The 19,413-nt window shown below is 64.3% G+C and carries 17 protein-coding genes; 5 read left to right on the top strand and 12 right to left on the bottom strand.

Annotation, left to right across the window (positions count from 1 at the left end; translation table 11 throughout):
• Nucleotides 1-67: 67 nt before the first annotated feature.
• On the top strand, nucleotides 68-724 hold the full coding sequence (locus GBB11_RS05090; RefSeq protein ID WP_192796027.1) for an amino acid-binding ACT domain protein: 657 nt from the start codon (nucleotides 68-70) through the stop codon (nucleotides 722-724).
• Here the strand turns inward: GBB11_RS05090 and ligA are convergent.
• Nucleotides 696-2,729, bottom strand: coding sequence for an NAD-dependent DNA ligase LigA (gene ligA / locus GBB11_RS05095; protein WP_151549035.1), 2,034 nt, complete (start codon nucleotides 2,727-2,729; stop codon nucleotides 696-698). The genes GBB11_RS05090 and ligA overlap by 29 nt on opposite strands.
• A 142-nt stretch (nucleotides 2,730-2,871) precedes the next feature.
• Between ligA and GBB11_RS05100 the strand changes: the two genes are divergently transcribed.
• Complete coding sequence (locus GBB11_RS05100; protein ID WP_151549036.1) at nucleotides 2,872-3,543, top strand: 3'-5' exonuclease; 672 nt, start codon at nucleotides 2,872-2,874, stop codon at nucleotides 3,541-3,543.
• A 57-nt stretch (nucleotides 3,544-3,600) separates the two neighbouring features.
• Here the strand turns inward: GBB11_RS05100 and GBB11_RS10830 are convergent, their stop codons facing one another.
• From GBB11_RS10830 to GBB11_RS05115, 4 genes are all read right to left on the bottom strand, one after another.
• Complete coding sequence (locus GBB11_RS10830; protein ID WP_192796026.1) at nucleotides 3,601-3,759, bottom strand: hypothetical protein; 159 nt, start codon at nucleotides 3,757-3,759, stop codon at nucleotides 3,601-3,603.
• A 147-nt stretch (nucleotides 3,760-3,906) separates the two neighbouring features.
• Nucleotides 3,907-4,893 (bottom strand): hypothetical protein, encoded by a 987-nt coding sequence (locus tag GBB11_RS05105; RefSeq protein ID WP_151549037.1) that lies wholly within the window; start codon nucleotides 4,891-4,893, stop codon nucleotides 3,907-3,909.
• Nucleotides 4,893-5,990, bottom strand: a complete 1,098-nt coding sequence (mnmA, locus tag GBB11_RS05110) for a tRNA 2-thiouridine(34) synthase MnmA (RefSeq protein WP_151549038.1) — start codon at nucleotides 5,988-5,990, stop codon at nucleotides 4,893-4,895. Before mnmA ends, GBB11_RS05105 begins: the two co-directional genes overlap by 1 nt.
• A gap of 247 nt (nucleotides 5,991-6,237) precedes the next feature.
• Nucleotides 6,238-6,921 (bottom strand): aminotransferase class IV, encoded by a 684-nt coding sequence (locus GBB11_RS05115; RefSeq protein ID WP_151549039.1) that lies wholly within the window; start codon nucleotides 6,919-6,921, stop codon nucleotides 6,238-6,240.
• Nucleotides 6,922-7,025: 104 nt separating this feature from the next.
• Here GBB11_RS05115 and GBB11_RS05120 point away from each other — a divergent pair, with 104 nt between their 5' ends.
• Together GBB11_RS05120 and GBB11_RS05125 are read left to right on the top strand one after the other, a co-directional pair.
• Nucleotides 7,026-8,993, top strand: coding sequence for a chorismate-binding protein (locus tag GBB11_RS05120; protein ID WP_151549040.1), 1,968 nt, complete (start codon nucleotides 7,026-7,028; stop codon nucleotides 8,991-8,993).
• Between the two features lie 8 nt (nucleotides 8,994-9,001).
• Nucleotides 9,002-9,775, top strand: a complete 774-nt coding sequence (locus tag GBB11_RS05125) for a spermidine synthase (RefSeq protein WP_151549041.1) — start codon at nucleotides 9,002-9,004, stop codon at nucleotides 9,773-9,775.
• A 42-nt stretch (nucleotides 9,776-9,817) separates the two neighbouring features.
• Here GBB11_RS05125 and GBB11_RS05130 read toward each other — a convergent pair whose 3' ends face one another.
• From GBB11_RS05130 to GBB11_RS05160, 7 genes are all read right to left on the bottom strand, one after another.
• Nucleotides 9,818-10,894, bottom strand: a complete 1,077-nt coding sequence (locus GBB11_RS05130) for a GTP-binding protein (RefSeq protein WP_151549042.1) — start codon at nucleotides 10,892-10,894, stop codon at nucleotides 9,818-9,820.
• A 93-nt stretch (nucleotides 10,895-10,987) separates the two neighbouring features.
• Nucleotides 10,988-12,112, bottom strand: a complete 1,125-nt coding sequence (locus GBB11_RS05135) for a cysteine desulfurase family protein (protein WP_151549349.1) — start codon at nucleotides 12,110-12,112, stop codon at nucleotides 10,988-10,990.
• A gap of 117 nt (nucleotides 12,113-12,229) precedes the next feature.
• Nucleotides 12,230-13,180, bottom strand: coding sequence for an electron transfer flavoprotein subunit alpha/FixB family protein (locus tag GBB11_RS05140; RefSeq protein ID WP_151549043.1), 951 nt, complete (start codon nucleotides 13,178-13,180; stop codon nucleotides 12,230-12,232).
• 30 nt (nucleotides 13,181-13,210) lie between these two features.
• The gene (locus GBB11_RS05145) at nucleotides 13,211-14,008 is read right to left on the bottom strand and encodes an electron transfer flavoprotein subunit beta/FixA family protein (RefSeq protein ID WP_151549044.1); all 798 of its coding nucleotides are present in this window, start codon (nucleotides 14,006-14,008) and stop codon (nucleotides 13,211-13,213) included.
• A 56-nt stretch (nucleotides 14,009-14,064) separates the two neighbouring features.
• Nucleotides 14,065-15,237 (bottom strand): SAM-dependent methyltransferase, encoded by a 1,173-nt coding sequence (locus GBB11_RS05150; protein ID WP_151549045.1) that lies wholly within the window; start codon nucleotides 15,235-15,237, stop codon nucleotides 14,065-14,067.
• 33 nt (nucleotides 15,238-15,270) lie between these two features.
• A complete protein-coding gene (locus GBB11_RS05155; RefSeq protein ID WP_151549046.1) occupies nucleotides 15,271-16,092 on the bottom strand; it encodes an NUDIX hydrolase in 822 nt (273 codons plus the stop codon).
• Between the two features lie 20 nt (nucleotides 16,093-16,112).
• On the bottom strand, nucleotides 16,113-16,970 hold the full coding sequence (locus tag GBB11_RS05160; protein ID WP_151549047.1) for an ABC transporter ATP-binding protein: 858 nt from the start codon (nucleotides 16,968-16,970) through the stop codon (nucleotides 16,113-16,115).
• A gap of 308 nt (nucleotides 16,971-17,278) precedes the next feature.
• On the opposite strand from GBB11_RS05160, the gene GBB11_RS05165 reads away from it, so the two are divergent.
• Nucleotides 17,279-19,309 carry an alpha-1,4-glucan--maltose-1-phosphate maltosyltransferase gene (locus GBB11_RS05165; protein ID WP_151549048.1) on the top strand — a complete coding sequence of 677 codons (2,031 nt, stop codon included), beginning with the start codon at nucleotides 17,279-17,281 and terminating at the stop codon, nucleotides 19,307-19,309.
• Nucleotides 19,310-19,413 lie beyond the last annotated feature (104 nt).

The raw sequence follows: 19,413 nt of genomic DNA on the forward strand, positions 1-19,413 counted from the left end.
GCCCCATGCGGCCCCACGACCCCCACCTCCTGCCGCCTAGATCACAAAAGTCGCTACTATGAACGGTGTGTCCTACCTAATACGAGTCCTCCTGCCCGACGAGCCCGGCAGTCTCGGCATGCTTGCTGAGGCGATCGGTGTCATTGGTGGCAATATCCAATCGGTGGATGTTGTGCACCAATTCGACAGCGGCACCGTTATGGATGACATCGTGGTGGATTTGCCTTCTGGCACGCTCCCAGACAGCATCGTCTCCGCCGCGCAGGAAATCCCCGGTGTGATCATCGATTCGCTGCGCCCCTTCTCGGGCGTGGTCGATCGCCGCGGCCAGATCAAGATGCTGGCTGCTGTCGCCGAGAACTCTAGGCGGATCGAGGTAGCCATGAAAGAGCTTGTCGACGTCATCCCCCGCACCATGACCTCTGGGTGGGCCATTGTGCTCGGGCCCGCTGGGCGGGTGGCCGCCTCCACTGCCGCCCCAGAAGACGACGGCAACCTCCCGGAGATCAACGTCCATTCCGCCCGCCTGCTCGACCCAGAGGAAGAAACATGGGTTCCGGAACGCTGGGCCCTCTTGGATGCCTCGCTAGCGGTGGTGCCGCTGGGCGAGACTGACTTGCTGCTAGTGGTGGGCCGCCCCGGCGGCCCCGATTTCCTCTCCAGCGAGGTCGAGCACCTCGGCAACGTGGGCCACGTTATTGGCTCAATCCTAAAAGCTGCATAAAGCCCGCCTCGTCGAGGATCTCAAGGCCGAGATCTCGGGCCTTGGTTTCCTTCGATCCGGCATTCTCCCCAGCCACCACATAGGTGGTCTTTTTCGATACTGAGGACGCCGCTTTGCCGCCGCGCGCGACAATGGCGTCCTTTGCTTCTTCGCGGGTGAAGTTTTCTAGGGTGCCGGTGACCACGATGCTCATGCCCTCCAGCAACTGCGGCAGCTCCGCCTGCTCGGAGATATCTTCCTCCATGGTCACCCCGCTCGCGGCCCACGTGTCCACGATGGCCCGGTGCCAGTCCACCTGCCACCAGTCGGCGATCGATTCAGCGATCGTGTGGCCTACTCCCTCGACTTCGGCGATCTCCTCCAGGGGAGCGTCGAAAAGCGCTGGGATAGAACCGAAATGCTGGGCAAGCGCCCGAGCGGCGGTGGGGCCCACGTGGCGAATAGATAGCGCCACGAGTACCCGCCAGAGCTCAACTCCGGTGGAGGCGGCGAGATTGTCCAAGAGTTTTTTGGCGCTCGCGTTGAGCGCGCCGGTGGAGGTGGTATAGACGGCAGAGGCGCGCAGGTCCTCCTCGCTGAGATCGAAAAGCCTCGCCTCGTCGCGGAGAATCCCCCGGTCGATCAGATCCTGGGCACCCTTCTCGCCGAGAGCCTCAATATCGAAGGCGCTCCGCGAGGCCAGATAGGACAGCCGGCCGGTGAGCTGACCGCGACACGAGCGGGTATTGGGGCAACGCCAATCAGCGTCATCGGCCTTAGCCGGGCGCAGTCGCGTGCCGCACTCAGGGCAGAGCGTGGGGAAGATATACTCCCGCTCGCTGCCATCACGCGTATCGGCCACCGGGCCCAATACCTCCGGGATGATCTCGCCGGCCTTGCGAATCACCACGGTATCGCCGATGAGAACGCCCTTGCGGGCCACCTCCTCGGGGTTGTGCAGGGTGGCCATGCTCACCGTCGAACCGGCCACGAACACCGGATCCATCACCGCATACGGGGTGACACGCCCGGTGCGGCCCACACTCGCCCGAATATCGATGAGCGTCGTGGTTACTTCCTCCGGCGGGTACTTATAGGCGATCGCCCAGCGCGGCGCCCGGGATGTCGCACCATAATCGCGCTGCTGCTGCAGATTATTGACCTTCACCACCAGACCATCAAGCTCAAACACGGCGTCGTGCCGGTGCTTTTCCCAGTAATTGACCTGGGCGATGATCTCCTTCGTGCTGCTCGCCGTGGTGGTATAGGGCGAGGTCGGCAACCCCCAGGCCGTCATCGCCTCATAGGCCTCAAGCTGGGAGGCGGGGCTAAAGCCATCGCGGGCGCCGATACCGTGGCAGACCATGCGTAGTTTCCTTCGCCGCACCGCCGCGGTGTCTTTTTGCCGCAGGCTCCCGGCCGCGGCGTTGCGCGGATTAGCAAAGGGCTTGCCGCCTTCTGCGATCCGCGCGGCATTGACGTCGGCGAAGTCCTCAATGGCGATAAACACCTCGCCGCGGATCTCGACCAGCTCGGGCACCGGATACTCCGCGCTGTCCTGCAGCTGATGCGGAATGTCCTCGATCACCTTGGCATTGGCGGTGATATCTTCCCCCACCCGGCCGTCGCCACGGGTGGCAGCGCGCTCCAGCTGGCCCTGGCGATACACCAAGTCGATCGACAGGCCATCGATTTTCAGCTCTGTGAGGTACTCCGACGCCGGAGTGCGCTCCAGCCACGCCCGCAGCTCATCGAGCGCGAACACATTATCCAAGCTATACAGCCGCTCGAGGTGCGTGACATTGGCAAAGCTCGACGATTCCGACACCGGCGCGCCCACCTGCAGGGTCGGCGAATCCGGCACCCGCAGCTCGGGGTGCTCAGCCTCCAGGGTCTCTAGCGCACGAAAAAGCTGATCAAACTCTGCATCCGAGATCTCTGGCTGCTGGTTGTAGTACTTCTCGCGGTGATGGCGCACAGTCGTCGCCAGCTCGTCCCACTTTTTGCGCAGATCGTCTGTAGTCACAATCCGACAGTTTAGCGCGTGCCCACCCGCAGGATTGTGGTGCTACTACGCATTAGAGTTGCGCGAGATGGCGTCGTCACGCGTCCAGCCCGAACCGCACGTGGCGACCTAGTGTCCGGTGCGCAGTTTAAGCTAAGTAACCATGAACCACTTCGATCCGCAGAACATGCTCACCTTCGACCTTGAGACCACCACCAATGACCCCATGGAGGCGCACATTGTCACCTCCGCGATCGTCTCCATCAAGGGGCGCTCGGTGGAGCCGCTGGAGCTACTCGCCGATCCAGGCGTGCCGATTTCGGAAGCCGCGACGAAGGTGCACGGAATCAGCACCGACTATGCCCGCGAGCATGGCCGCCCGCACGATGAGGTTCTGCGTGAGACCATCGACCGGATCTATCAAGGCTGGTCCGATGGCCAAAGCCTCGTGGTCTTCAATGGCACCTTTGACCTGACGATTCTGCGCCAACGCTCCCAAGACTTCGTCATTAAAGGCCTGGTCTATGACCCGTATGTGATTGACAAAGCCAAAGATCCCTATCGCAAGGGCCGGCGCACCCTGGGCAGCCTGTGCGAGTTTTATGGGGTGCGACTCGACAACGCCCACGAAGCCACCGCCGATGCCCTCGCCGCGGCGCGCATCGCGTGGAAGCAGCTGCGCATGTGGCCCGAGCTGGCGCAGATGGACGCCGATGAGCTTATGGAACAGCAGGCCGTGTGGTACTACGAGCAACAATCGAGTCTGAAGAAATACCTCGATAGCCGCGGCAAGGACTCCTCCACGGTGTCGACCGTGTGGCCCATGCGAGGCTAGACACACAATCCGTAGACGCGGCGGCGCATATCCCTCCCGAGCACCGCAGAAGCGGGCTTAGAGAATAATCGCCGCCGCGATCACGGCTAGGAAAATCACAGAGACGACGATGCCGATGATGGTGCTGGAGCGATCGTCTCCAGTGAAGTCCGGCAAGCCGTATTTGTTTTTAGGGAGCGAATCTGGATCCAGCTCCTCGCCTTCTTCTCGGCGCACGACGTTTCTCCTTGGATCGGCAGGTGATCGATGCGCTGCTAATCCTAGCTCACTGCACCGCATCCGAGTTCTCCCTCGCCTGCGCAGCGCTTATCGACGCCACCTCGCCCGCACACATCCCCTCGCCCAACTGTGCGCTGTTGCCGCCTAGAGATCCCCGGCGTCTCGACTGAGCATCTCGCTCACCACGCGGGCCGTCTTCAGTGCGCGCGCCGCGCTGAGCAGATCGCCCCGGCTGAGATCCTCTGCCGGGGCGATATCCACCGAATCGACGAGGACGTGTCGTGGCAGCGCCAGTTCATCGATGAGCGCGGCAGCCTCCTGGGCGCGGGCGCGGGGGCACTCCCCGAGTTCGTCGACATGATCTGTACTACGCACCAGCCTCAGCCCGAGGCTAGTGCCCTGCTCGATCGACTCGGCGAGCGCATCTTTCGTGGAGGTATCCCAGCCAGTGGCGGTGCTGAGGATCGTGTCGAGATGCATGCCCACCCTGATCTGATCCGGGGAGAGGCTGGGAACGTGCAGGATACGACGGTCGGCGCTGGAGCCGAGTGCAGCCAGCGCCGGGGTGAGCTCATCGCGGTGGATCGCTGGGATGGGATCCAAGGTGGTCGCCGGGGTGAGGGTGCCGCGCAGAATGGGCGCGAGAAGCGGCTCATCGATTTGCAGCCACACTGATGCGTAGTAGCGTCGCCGAAGCTCGGCGATGTGGCGGGTGATGCCTTCGTGCAGACTGGCGCTGAGATCGCGCATGGCCCCAGGGTCGCGGAGGAGGAGCTGGCCATTGCTGAGCTCGATGGAGGCAGCCAGACTCCACGGGCCCACAATCTGTTCTTTGATGACGCCGCCGACGCCGGTGCCCCAGCAGGATTCCAGCTCGTCCAAGTCCCGTTCGGTGCGGTCGAGTATGCGGCGGCTGGCGATCTGGGGACGCGCATCCATGCGCCAGGAACGCGGGCCGCGGGAGACCTGCAGCCCCTCGAACAGACTGGCAGTGCGGCCGATAGCGTCGGAACCTATACCGCGCTGCGGTAGCTGCGGGATGGACCGGTGATCGCCGGTTTCGCCTGCGATCACGGAGGCGGCGTCGATAAGCGAAAGCCCAGGCATGGGGCCGACAGAGTAGGCAACCATTATCGACCCGTCCCACAAATAGTGCCGGAGCCGAGCACGATATCGCCGCCGGGATCGGGGCGGTAGAGCACGGCGGCTTGGCCGCGAGCGACGCCGCGCAACGGCTCCTGCAAGTCCACCACGAGCCGATCGGCGTCACGATCCACCTGCGCGCGCGCCGCCACGACGCCGCCATGCGCCCGAACCTGGACCTCGCAGTCGAACACGCCCTCCATGTCTGGGTGGAGCACCTTCACCCGATCGGCCTCGATGCGGGTGACGGTGAGGGCCTCGCGCGGACCAACCACCACGGTGCCCGTGGAGGCGTCGATATCGGTGACATAGCGCGGTCGCCCATCCGCGGCCGGGGCCTTAATATCTAGGCCCTTGCGCTGGCCGATGGTGTACCCGTGCACCCCGGAGTGCTGGCGCAACACCGCGCCTTCCTGGTCGACGATCGCGCCCGGGCGCACCCCGATGTGCTTGCCCAAAAACGCCTGGGTATTGCCATCGGGAATGAAGCAAATGTCATAGGAGTCCGGCTTGGAGGCGACAGCGAATCCCATCTCCTTCGCCTCCTCGCGGATCTGCGGCTTGGGAGTATCACCAACTGGGAACATGCAGCGCTTGATCTCCTCGATGCCCAGCACACCCAGCACATAGGACTGGTCTTTATCTGGGTCCACAGAACGCCGCAGATAGCCGTCGCCGCCATCGCTGGGCTGGGTCAGCTGTGCGTAGTGCCCCGTGACAACCGCATCGAAGCCCAGCGCCACACCCCGCTCGAGCAAGGCTCGAAACTTGATCTTCTCGTTGCAGCGCAGACACGGGTTCGGGGTCTCACCGGCCGCATAGGAATCGATGAAATCATCGATCACATCCTCTTTGAAGCGATCGGAGAAATCCCACACATAAAAAGGAATGCCCAACTTATCGCACACCCGGCGCGCATCCGCCGAATCCTCCAAAGAGCAGCACCCGCGCGAGGACTCGCGAACCGACTGCGGATCGCGGGACAACGCTAAATGCACACCAATAACCTCATGGCCCGCCCGGACCGCCCGGGCAGCGGCCACTGCAGAATCCACCCCACCACTCATCGCTGCGAGAACCCGCACTGCTCGATCTCCTCCTTTTGCGCTCCCCACGCCCGTGGACGCGAAGACTGTAGTTAGGGCCGGCGGCGCCGCTGGGTCGCTGGCGCTGGCGCTGGTGTACTCCTGTGCGGCGCCGGGGCGTGGCGCCAGTGTTAAACGAGGCCTCATCCTAACAGGCGCGGCTTGCTACTACGCATCAGAGTGGCTGTAGGTATTCCCCTCCAGCAGCGGCGACCGCCGGACACGCTGCCAGATACGCCCCAAAGCCCTAGCTGGGTGGGTGCTGCCACTGCCGTGTCAGCGTGTCGATCATCTGCTGCGCAGACCTACGTGCCGCGCCGATCTGACGGACCCCATGCACCGCGTTGAGGGCGACTGCACCGTCATAGTCCGAGAGCCGGAAGACATGCTCAGGCTGCCATCCCAGCTGCGGTGTCTGCTCCCGCAAGAGCGCGACGGTGGTGCTGGGAAGAATATCTGGGCTGGCGGGGATGCGGACCTGGCCGCCGCGAATCACTACCAGGGACCAAAAAGATCCCTCGGTGAGTTCGCCTGTCTCCGGGCAGCGGAAAACAATGTCGTCGTGTCCACGTGACCGGGCAGCAGCGACGAGTTCTCGGACGGGCTGAATATCGGTGTGTTTCTCTGATGCGTAGTAGCGCCGATACGTTATTTCTTCCACGTGGTTGATCGGCGCCCCGCAGCGGGCCGGCAGCTCCCGGGTACTCACCTCGACGGTGTCCTTATAGGCGGTGATCCGCACCACGCAGGGATCACTGGGCAGGGCGGCGAGATGGGGCTGGAGGGTGGCGTCGAGAAGCGAGAGGGGCATGTCGAGGCAGCTGCCGAAAGCGCGGGCATCGCGGTGCAGGCGGTGCAGGTGATGCTGCCAGCCGCGGATAGGGCGGGTGTTGAGGAAGGTGGTGAAATGCCCCTGCGGTCGCTGGTTCATGCTCCTCCTTACCGGCGGTGGTCATGTGAGGCCTCATCGTAGTTGGCGGCGGATGCGCGGGGCACGTCGGCCGGGGTGGGCGGCTGCTTCTAGGATTAAGGCCCATGAAGGTTCTGTTGATCGATAATGTCGATTCGTTCACCTATAACCTCGTTGACTACTTTCACCGTCTCGGCGCGAGTGTGACCGTACTACGCAACAGCGCTCCGCTGCCCCCGCTCGACTCAGTGGACGCGATCGTCTTATCGCCGGGCCCGGGCAGTCCGCACGATCCGACGGCGCTGGGGTGTTCCAGCGCGGCGCTGGAGGCGGCCACGGCTCGGGGCATTCCGGTGCTGGGGATCTGTCTGGGCGCCCAGGCGATGGCGGTGGTCCATGGCGGCGAGGTGCGCCACGCCCCGGAGCCGATGCACGGGCGGGTCGACTCGATCAGCCACACCGACCATCCGCTGTTTCGTGGCGTGGAGCAGGACTGCGCAGCGACGCGCTATCATTCGCTGGCGATTACCCGCCTACCCGAGTGCGTGGAGGTGCTGGCCCGTTCCAGTGATGGGGTGATTCAGGCGATCGCGCATCGCAGTCTGCCGCAGTGGGGTGTGCAGTTTCATCCCGAGTCGATTCGCACGGACGCGGGGCTGCAGATTCTCGATAACTTCCTGCACTTGGCCGCCGAGCATGCCGGCTGCCAGGCGCAGATTCATTCTTTCGCGCATCTCGTCGAGGAGTCGGAGCTCTACTGCGTAGTCCGCCAGTGGGCGCGCTACTACGCATCAGCCTCCATGTGGCTCAGCGCCGCCGCCGACCGCTTCAGCTATCTTGGCATCGGCTCCCGGGTGGAGTCCTTCGGTTTCGACGATGCGCCCAGCATGCCGACCGTGCACATCGACCGCGACGCCCCAGATTTGGGAGCATTCACGCTCGGCTGGGTGGGCTACTTCGACTACGAGACGCCCACGCACGACCCCGACGCCGCCACCACGGCCCGTTCGTCCGATCCGGCCAGCCAGTGGATGTGGGTGGACTGCTGCGTCGTCGTCGATCGCGAGCTGGGCCAGATGCATCTGCTCGGCCGCGGTGGTCTCGAACAGTCGCTTATCGACGCCATCTCCGCGCTTCCTCCCCTCCCCGCCGAACAGCCCCCTGCGGCCCAGCCCAGCCAGGCGCCCTCGCGCCCGCCGGTGACACTGCTCTCGCCGCCGCGTATCCGCGACGATCGCGCCACCTACATGGACACAATCGTCCAGGCGCAACGCCATATCCTCGACGGCGACACCTATGAGGTGTGTCTGACTACGCAGCTGGAGGTGGAGGCCGAGCTGGATGTGTGCGCGGCCTTCGACTATCTACGACGCCGCCACCCCGCCCCCTATTCGGCCTTGCTCGAATTTCCCGACGTGCAGATCCTGTCCTGCTCGCCAGAAAAGATGCTCAGCATCGACGCCTCAGGCCGGGCGGTATCGAAACCGATCAAGGGAACCCGACGCCGCGACAGCGACCCCGCCATCGATCGCGCTTTAGCCGCCGAGCTGCACACGGAAAAAGAGCAAGCCGAAAACTTGATGATCGTTGATTTGGTACGCAACGACCTCACCCGCCACTGCCAGCCAGGCTCGATCACGGTAGAGAAACTCTTTGACGTTGAAAGCTACCCGAGCGTGCACCAGTTGGTCTCTACTGTCTCTGGGCTACTACGCAGTAGAGACGATGCCCTCTCTCTCGTGCGCGATTGCTTCCCCGGTGGCTCCATGACCGGCGCGCCCAAGATATCGACGATGAACATCCTTCACCAGCTCGAAGGCGCCCCGCGTGGGATCTATTCGGGGGCGCTCGGCTATCTCAGTAGCAGCGGCGCCATCGATCTCGCCATGGTGATCCGCTCCTTTGTCATCAGGGGCACCAGGGTGAGCTTCGGAGTAGGCGGAGCGATCACAGCCCTATCCACCCCGGCTGCGGAATGGGAGGAGATCATGGTGAAGTCGCACCTATTCCGCGAACTGATGGGAATCGACAATCTCGAGCAACCGCCCGAGGACCACGCAGCCACCTGCTCGACTACCCCACCGACCACCTAAGGACTGATATGGCACGCCGCAACCGCTCCCGCTCCGAGAAGCATCCGAGAACCAGCTCGCAGGCTCGTGCTGGACGCTATGAGCTCAGCTACGGCGAGGCGACGTTGAAGTTCGAGAACGGCTGGTGGCTCTATATTGATGGCCATCCCTCTTCGCACCTCGTCATCGGAGAACCGCGCTATCTCGCTTTCGATTACATGCAATGGATTGCGGCCTGCGTCGACACGCATGTGCGGGCGCACCTCGATCCGCAGCGGCTGCGCATCACGCACTTAGGCGGGGGCGGCTGCTCATTGCCGCGCTACTTCGCGGACGTGTATCCGCGCTCGCGTAACTCGGTGGTGGAATACGACGCAGTGCTCGCCGAGAAGGTGCGAGAATGGTTCGACATCCCGCGCGCCCCACAGGTGAAAATCCGCGTCGGCGAGGCCTCCGCCACCACCGCATCCTTCCGGCCGGAATCGCGCGACGTTATCATCCGGGACTGCTTCGCCGGCGGTGCTGTCCCCGCAGCCCTCACCGAGCGCGAGTTCGCGCACAACGTGCACCGCAGCCTGAGCGCGGACGGGATCTACATCGCCAACACCTCCGGTGCGGCGCGGGCCGAACGTTTAGTGCTCGACGAGTTTTTCGCGCACACCGGGATTATCGCTCCCGCCGCTGTGTTGAAATCAGGATCTGCCCGTACCGCCAACGCGGTGGTGGTGGCCTCCGATCGGGCGCTGCCTGACCCCGATGTACTACGCAGCAGCATCGTTCCCGCTCGATGCGACTTCAGCTAGCCTCACCCGAGCACACCGCTACTGCCACGGCCGCCGCGGCAGTTATACCTGCACCAGCGCCCGCGCCTCCTCATCGGTGAGCATAGCCTCCTCGAAGGCCTGCAGGGCCGCACGCTGATCGAAATTCACCCCAATGAGCACGACTTCATTGGAGGGAGCCACCCCCGCGCTCGCCCAGGGCGCGGCTGGCTGGATGGTGAGGTTGGGCCCGGCTTGGCTCCACACGTGGGCCATCTCGAGCCGGTCGGCGAGCCAGCAATGCCCCTTGGAACGCACCAATCCAGTTGTGTTGCGTAGTGCCTGTACCAAGCGCTCGCGATCAAAGGGGCGATCCCCGCGAAAGACCACAGAGGAAATCCCGTACTCCTCGGTTTCGGGCGTGTGCGGATTCGCAAGCTCCTCGGTATAGCCCTGATAGGTTGCCGCGGTCTGGACGTCGTAGAGGGCGGAGTCGAGGATGGCGTCGGCGGCGATCTCGCCGTGGGTCACGGGCACGATACGCGCCCGCGGGTTCATCGCGCGCACCGCCTCGATAGTGGCCCCAGTTGCGGCTTCGCCGGCGATATCGGTTTTGGTGATGAGGATGAGATCGGCGAATTCTGTTTGCTCCACGAGCAGATCGGCGATGGTGCGCTCGTCGTTTTCGTCGAAGCTGGCGCCCCGCTGCAGCTGGGTGATGAAGCTGGAGGCGTCCACGAGCGTGACCATCGAGTTGATGGGGGCGACATCGCACAGGCGGGTGCCATCGTCAAAGGTCCACTCAAACGTGGCCGCCACGGGCATCGGTTCGGAGATACCAGTGGATTCGATGACGATGTGATCGAAGCGCCGCGAGCGGGCTAGCTCGCCGACGCTATCCACGAGATCCTCACGCAGTGTGCAGCAGATGCAGCCATTGGATAGTTCCACGAAGCGCTCCTCCCCGCGCTCGAGGTGACTGCCCTTGGCGATGAGGTCGGCGTCGATGTTGATCTCGGAGAAGTCGTTGACGATGACCGCGATTTTTCGCTCGCGGGCATCGTGCAGCAGGTGATTGAGCAGCGTGGTTTTGCCCGCCCCCAAAAACCCCGACAATACGGTGACAGGGGTCGTGGCAGCAGGTGTGATAGGTGAACTCATGGCCCATCACACTACACTATTGGAAACCGATTCCATTAAACGGCCGCGCGGACGCCCAGTCGCACGGCACACGGCCCGCACCGCCGCTCTGCTTCAGCACATTCCGGCGACGCGAGCCACCTCAACAATCCGCGGAAACTCCTCCACGATGCGCACAATATCCTCCTCGCGCGTGGTGCGCCCCAGCGTCATACGCACCGCCGAGCGCGCATCCGCCTCGGATACCCCCATCGCCAGCAATACCTCGCTCGCGCGGTTCACCCCGGCCGCGCACGCCGAGCCCGTGGCACACTCGATCCCGGCACTATCGGCGAGCATGATCAAGCTATCGCCCTCCGCCCCGGGCACACTGAAGTGCAGATGCCCCGGCAAGAGCTGCTGCCCCTCACCATGCATGAGCACATTCTCGATGGAGCCCCGAAGTCCACTGCGTAGTCGCTCCCGTAAATCTTCTAGGCGCTGCTTTTCGACGCTCATCTCCGCGCACGCCTCCCGCACAGCCGCAGCCGTGGCCACTGCCCCCGCCACGTCTACTGTGCCGGGGCGGATACCGCGCTGTTGCCCGCCGCCACACAGAATCGGCTGCGGCGCCGGCGAGCGTCGCGCGAGGAGTAGACCCACCCCGCGAGGACCGCCGAATTTATGCGCGCTCGCCGCCAGGGTGTGTGCCCCGAGCTCACGGAAACTCACTGGGATGTGCCCCACCGCCTGGACGGCGTCGATATGCACGGGCGTATCCACCGCCGCGGCTGCATCCACCAGAGTTTCTACTGGCTGCACGACCCCGGTTTCGTTATTGGCCAACATCATCGTGGCCACCGAGTGCGGTGTGGACAGCACCGAGCGGATGGAGTCTTCTTCCACCGCGCCGCCGGGGCTGACGGTGAAATATTCGTATTCGCGGCGAGCCACGACCTCCCGCACAGCTGGGTGCTCGATCGGGCTACTCGCCACGGGCAGCTCGGGCTGGGCCTGCGCAAACCCAGCGACGGCCAGATTGTCTGCCTCAGTCCCCGAACTGCAGAAAATCACCTCGATGGGTTCGCAATCGAGGCACTCGGCAATAGTTTCACGCGCCTCGGACAGCAGCGCATTCGCCGCCCGCCCCGAGCTGTACTGCCCGCCGGGGTTGAGCGCCCCCGAGGCCTCGATCCACGCCTGGCGAGCGGTGTCGCGCAGCGGTGCTGTTGCTGCGTAGTCCAGATAGATGCGCTTCATTGCTTCCATGGCTTCTCCTACATCCGGTCGTGCTACTACGCAGTAGAGCCCCATTCCGTACTCCCTACCCGCGCCTGCCGCTACCCCCAAGTGAAGGGCACGGGTGAAGGGGTTGTTCTAGCCGCGACGGTTGTTAATCTCCTCGATCAGCTGCGGCACCACCTCGTCGACATCGCCGACCACGCCGAAGTCCGCGATCTCGAAGATCGGGGCGTCTTCATCGCTATTGATCACTACGATGCGCTTGGAGGTCTGCATACCGGATTTATGCTGGATGGCACCGGAGAGACCAAGGCCGATATACAGATCCGGCGAGACAGTCACACCGGTTTGGCCGATCTGATAGTTGCCGTCGTAGAAGCCCTCGTCCACTGCGTCGCGGGTCGCCCCCACCGCACCGTCGAAAAGATCCGCCAGCGGCTCGGCCAGAGCCTTAAAGCCATCGGCAGAAGACAGGCCACGCCCACCGGCCACCACCACAGGCGCCTGGGTGAGCTGCGGACGATCCCCACGCTCGGTGGGGATGAAGGAGTGGACCTGAGCATCCAGCGGCGAGGAGTCGGGCAGATCGATAGTGGCCAGCGCCCCAGCGGCCGGTGCCGCGTCTGGAGTGATAGCGCCGCCGCGCAGCGCATAGATCGGGCTCTCGCCGCCCACAGCGGCTGTCACCGAGTACTGGTCGCCGAAGATAGACTGCGATGCGGTGCCATCGGGGTTGATCGCCACCACATCGTTGAGCACGCCCGAGGCGACACGCGCCGCCAGCCGCCCGGCGATCTCAGATCCAGCTACCCCGGCTGCCACCACGATCGGGCCGGGCTGGCCCGCGGCGAGCATCGACAGGGCATCAACCTCGGGGATGATGAGCCGCTCGGTGACGGAGTCCGACTCGGCAGCGATCACCATCTCCGCGCCCCACTGCCCCAGCTGGGCGGCAAAATCCTCGGCGGTACCGGGGGTGCCCACCACCACCGCCGAGACCTCGCCGAGCTGGCGGCCAGCGCTAATCAGCTCGGCCGTGACTGCGTCGAGCTCACCATTGGAATGCTTGACAAGTACGTACGTCATTGTTGTTCACTACGCCTTTCTGACTGCGCTTTAGAGCAGGCCCTCGGAGGACAGGTAATCGGCGATGGCCTTCGCACCGTCACCGTTGTCGCGGACAATCTGGCCGGAGCCGCGCTCCGGACGCGGCGTGGCGGACTGCACCACGGTGGCGGAGTGGGCCACGCCCACCTGGGAGGGATCCACCCCGATAGCGGCTAGATCGATCCGCGTGATCTCGGCCTTCTTGGCAGCCATAATGCCCTTGAAGTTAGGAAAGCGCGGCTTCGCGGCGCGCTCACTGATGGAGACAACAGCTGGGTAGGAGGCACTCATTTCGTAGCTTCCCTGGTGGTCGGTGCGCGTGGCCTGCACGGTCCCTGCCTCCGGATCGGCGTCCACATCCGCCACCATGGTCAGCGCCGGGAGCTGGCGATACTCCGCCAGAATGCCCGGGATCATGCCCATCTGCCCATCAGAGGAGGCATTACCAGCAATAATGAGCGCCACATCGTCGATGGTGTTGATCGCGTTATGCAGCGCCCAGGCTGTTCCCATCGTGTCGGAGCCCGCCAGAGAATCGTCGACAAGCAATACCGCGTCATCGGCACCCATGGCGAGAGCCTTGCGCAGGCACTCCTCGGCGCCCTCGGGGCCCATGCTCAGCGCCACCACGCGGAAGCCGGCATCGGGGTGCGCCTCTTTGATGCGTAGTGCCTGTTCCACCGAGTACTCGTTGATCTCATCGATCACCTCATCCGCAGCCTCGCGATCGAGGGTGAAATCCTCCTCGAGCGACTTCGTGGACCACGTATCGGGTACGTGCTTGACCAGTGCAACCAATGCTGGCATGAGCTCGTTCAATCTCCTTCGGGCAGTATTTCAACACACTTTTGTTGTCTATTTGCTTAGCGGACACCATCGTAATGCTTCCGCGGATGGCAGACAAAGGCCATCGCGCCCCGATCGAGGCGGGCGATCACGCAGGCATAGGCCTGCGATCCACGCAGTTTCAGTTTTTTGCGTAAGACATCGGGATCCACATCCACCCCACGCACCAAAATTTCCAGGCTTCCCGCCGCGCGCCGCTTCATCACCTGCCGCAGCTGCTTCAATGGCACGGCCTCAAGCACCTCGAAGCCGCTCGCGCCCGGCGGGATCTGCTCGCCAGTGAGATAGGCAATGTGCTCATTCAGCATCCACAGCCCATGACGCTGGGCATAGGCGCGCACCAGCCCCGCCCGCACCACGGCCCCATCGGGGTCGATGATATAGCGGCCCACCTCGCCCACGGGCGCCTCCGGCGGCTCCTCGGCGCTGGTGTAGCGATCCACCGTGCCCGCCTCATCAATCACCCAGGCCTCGCGGCCGCTCGCGCCGAGCTGCTCGGAATAGAGACAGGTTTCTTTGACCGCCCCCGCCACGCTCGCCACGGTTACTAGCCCCGGCCATTCTGCGTAGTCGATACCCGGGGCGCACTTCACCACCACAGGGGTATCCGGATAGGCCGCCAGAAGATCCGGCAGCGGCGGCACCAGATCCTGCACCTTGGTGATGCGCCGCCCGCCAGCCCGGCGCGCCGGATCCGCCAGCACCACATCGGCGTCGGGCGCCACCGGGGCGAGGGCATCGGCGCGCACGCACCACCCCTGCGCCAGGTTGTGGGCCGCCATGGCCACCCGCGCCGGATCGAGATCCGAACCGAGATAGCGCAGCCCGGCGTGGGTGAGTTCGAGGCCCTCGCTGCCAATCGAGCAGGTGACATCAGTGACCAACGCCTGCTCTCCACACAGCGCCCGTAGCCGCTCGGCGCGGGCGGCCGCCACCTGCCACGGGGTGGCCTGTTGGGCGGATTCTTGGCACATCAGCAGCGCCTCGCCACCAGTGCGGAACTTCTGCGCTGCAGAGCGGCGAGCACTCACCAGCTCAACGACGGCGCGACCATAGTCGCTGAACTCCGCGCGGGCCGCGGCGTGATCGGCGATCATGCTCGCCTTCGTGCAGGCATGCTCCCGCGCCCAGTGCGCGATGGCGGGACCGTGGGATGCGAGAAAATGCACCTCGCTCGGGCTCAAGGACATAGCCCTACAGTGTAGTTGCCGCCCTCACTGCTACTACGCATCAGAGATCACACGTCCGAAATAGCTGTTGCATTCCGGCTTATCGACGATCGGCTCCATGTCTACCTCTGGCAGCGTCGCACAGAGCGCGGCGACAGAATCCACGGCGCTGAGCACCCGCAGCTTCGACCAGGTCGGCAGCACGAGCTGTACCGTCCCCTCAGCCCACCGTGCAAGCAGCTCCTGGGGCCGATACCAGCCGGCCGTCGTGGTTTCCCCAGAGACCGCATCGGGTCGCTGTTCGCGCGGCGCGACCACCACGAAAGAAAAAGCGTCGAAGCTGCGCGCCGCGCCTGGAGGGCCGATCCAACGGGCAAAGGGGTGCAGCAGCGAGGACGCTATCTGCAGCTGCTGGGTGTGCAGGAAATCGCCGAAGCCGAGCTGCTTGGCCTCGAGCGCGAGGCGTTGCTGATGAAACCTGTCCGCCCGCCGCAGCAGCTCCTGCGTGCCGTCGAAGGCAATGAGCGTGCCGGTTTCTTCGAAGAGTTCGCGGACCGCGGCGGTCACAATCGCCGCGGCGTGGCTCGGCGTAACTCCGAGTCGGTGCGACCACTGCTCAGGCGACGGCCCCTGCCACAGCGCAGTGTGCATGGCGGAAGAAAGATAGTCGCCTCGGTCTACCCCTCCGCCGGGAAATACCGTGGCCGAGGGGAAGGTGGGCATGGAGTTCACTCGGTGCTGGGCATAGACCTCAAGACCGGCCTGTCCGTCGCGCACTAACACCACCGTGGCCGCCAGCCGCGGTGTGGGCGGAGTGTGGCCCGGCGGCAGCCGCAGGGCGGCCTGGGAGAGATCGCGGGCGGTGGGACGCTCCATCACTCTGCTGCGTAGTAGCCCTAGGAACGCGGGGCGCGGTGCGCCCCACCGGTGCGGGAGCGACGGGCGAAATAGCGGCCGTCGATGCGATCTAGGGTGATCTGCTGGTGGAAGGTGGTGGTGAGGTTCTCACTGGTGAGGACATCATCAATGAGACCCTGGGCGACGATGCCGCCCTCGTCGAGAAGCAGTGCGTGGGTGAAACCGCGGGGGATTTCCTCCACGTGGTGGGTGATCATCACCGTGGCCGGCGCATCGGGGTCCATGGCGAGATCGCCGAGATAGCCCACGAGGTCCTCTCGGCCGCCGAGGTCCAGGCCTGCGCCCGGTTCGTCGAGAAGCAACAGCTCGGGATTGGTCATCAAGGCGCGGGCGATGAGCACCCGCTTCTTCTCGCCCTCGCTGAGCGTTCCCCAGGTGCGATCCCGCAGATGCAGGGCGCCCACCTGCTCGAGGGTGTCGATGGCGTGCTCGAAGTCCATTTCCTCATAGGCCTCGCGCCAGCGGCCGAGAATGGCGTAGCCGGCAGAGATCACCAGATCCGCCACCTTTTCATCCTCGGGGATGCGGGTGCCGATCGCCGAGGAGGTCATGCCGATCATGGTGCGCAGATCACGCATATCGGTCTTGCCCACTTGCTCGCCCATGAGAAAGGCCACACCACTGGTGGGGAAGGCTTCTGCGGCGGCCAGGCGGAACAGGGTGGTCTTGCCCGCACCGTTCGGGCCGATCACCACCCAGCGCTCGTCCAGCTCCACCTGCCAGGTGATATCGCCCAGGAGGGCGCGACCATCGCGCACGAAGGAAATATCGCGAAAATCGATCAGCAGGTCCGGATCCGTGGGGGCTACAGGCGAGGAACTCATAGCCTCCATCATGGCGGAAAAATGCAGTGCTGTGGGCGAGCCACACCCTGGCCTCCCCCTGCGGCGCCCTAGCTGCGCCCCAGCAGTGCCCCAGCGGCTGCGGTGGCGCGTGGCGGGATCGATTGAGCGCGGGGCGAGCACTGGTCACTATCACCTATAACTGTGGTCAAAATACCAAAAGCAGCACCCTGTAATTCCCCTTCTAAGCCAGTAGACTTGGGGTTCAACGTCGCATCGTCTATACAAAATCGTCTATATAAAACTGCCCCGCGCTCGAGCCCTTTTCAGGCGGCGCGGAGCGAGAGAAAGTGGTGTCTATTGTGACTGGCAGACTCGGTATTGATGACGTCCGCCCGTACATCTCAGGGAATCGTTGCCCCTCCAAGGCCGTCGTTGGTGAGGTCGTTCCCGTCTTCGCCCTCGTCTGGCGCGAGGGGCATGATGCTATTTCCGCCACCCTCAACGTTAAAGGACCCAAAGAGTCCTCCGTGGCTCCGAAGATGAAGCGCATCCCGATGAGCGCCGATGCCTTCGACCAGGACGAGCACCACGCGATCTTCGTGCCCGATGTGCCGGGCCAGTGGAGCTTCCGCGTGGACGCCTGGTCCGATCCCATGGCCACCTGGCGCCACGCGGTCACCGCGAAAATCCACGCCGGCCAGTCCGCGGCCGAGCTGGCCAACGATCTGGAGACCGGCGCCCAGCTATTCGAGCGCGCCGCCAAGAAAGCGCCGAAGACCTATCAGCAGCAGCTTCTCGACGTCGCCGCCACGCTGCGCTCCGACGCCGAGGTCCGCGCCCGCGTCGCGCCCGCACTCTCGAAGGACATCCTCGGCATCTTGGACCTGCACCCGCTGCGCGAGCTACTCACCCGCGGCCGCACCCACAAGGTCGAGGTCATGCGCCGCAAGGCACTGGTCAGCTCGTGGTATGAGCTCTTCCCTCGTTCCACCGGCGGCTGGGATGACTCCGGCGCCCCCGTGCACGGCACCTTCGCCAGCACCGCGGAGCAACTGCCGCGGATTAAGGCCATGGGCTTTGATACCGTCTACTTCCCGCCGATCCACCCCATCGGTGAGATCAACCGCAAGGGCCGCAACAACACCCTGGTGACCGAGCCGAACGATGTGGGCTCGCCCTGGGCCATCGGCTCCAGCGACGGCGGCCATGACGCCGTCCACCCCCAGCTCGGCACCCTCGAGGACTTCGATGCCCTCGTCGCCCGCGCCAAGGAACTGGACCTCGAAATCGCCCTCGACTTGGCGCTGCAATGCGCCCCCGATCACCCCTGGGCTAAGGATCATCCCGAGTGGTTTACCGTCCTGCCGGACGGCACCATCGCCTATGCGGAAAACCCGCCCAAGAAGTACCAGGACATCTACCCGCTCAACTTCGACAACGATCAACAGGGCATCTACGACGAAGTCCTGCGCGTGGTGAAGTTCTGGATTAAACGAGGCGTGACCACCTTCCGCGTAGACAACCCGCACACCAAGCCCACCAACTTCTGGGAGTGGCTCATCGCCACCGTGCATGAAACCAACCCCGAGGTGATCTTCCTCGCCGAGGCCTTCACCCGCCGCCCGCGCCTCTACGGCCTGGCCAAGGCAGGGTTCTCGCAGAGCTACACCTACTTCACCTGGCAGACCTCCAAGCAGGAACTCACCGAGTTCGGCCAAGAGATTGCCCGCATGGCCGATATCTCGCGGCCCAATCTCTTTGTCAATACTCCCGACATTCTCCACGCCTCCTTGCAGGAAGGCGGCCGCGGCGCCTTCGCTATCCGCGCCACCCTAGCCACCACCCTCTCCCCGCTGTGGGGCATGTACTCCGGCTTCGAGCTCTACGAAGGCGAGGCCGTGGCCCCTGGCAGCGAAGAGTATATGGACTCCGAGAAATACGAGCTGCGCCCCCGCGACTTCGAGGCCGCACTGCGCAATGGCGACTCCCTCGAGCCCTATATCACCACCCTCAACCGGATTCGCCACGAGCAGCCCGCCCTGCAGCAGCTGCGCTCCATCCACTTCCACGACATCGACTCCGACCAGATGATCGCCTACTCCAAGGTGGACGCTCTCACCGGGAACACCGTGCTGGTAATCGTCAATCTCGACCCGTGGAACGAGCACGCAGCGACCGTACACCTCAACATGGAGGCCATCGGCCAGGACTGGGATGCCGAGTTCGAGGTCACCGACCAGATCACCGGCAACCGCTACACCTGGAGCGCCGCCAACTACGTCAATCTCAAGCCCTGGGAGAACGTCGCGCACATCTTCGTGCTGCCCGACGTACCCCCTGCCCGGCGCGAAGCACTGGCGTGGCGCACCATCGAGGACTACCGCCTCTAGTCCCACCGTCGGCACTGAGGGCTGGCAGCTGCGATGCCCGGCGCGGCACCGACTGCGGCGGGTAGCACTACGCATCAGAGTGCGGGTGGCAGCGAGACGGCGTC

The sequence above is a fragment of the Corynebacterium sp. 74A genome (assembly GCF_008930665.1).
GTDB classification, from domain to species: Bacteria; Actinomycetota; Actinomycetes; order Mycobacteriales; family Mycobacteriaceae; genus Corynebacterium; species Corynebacterium megadyptis.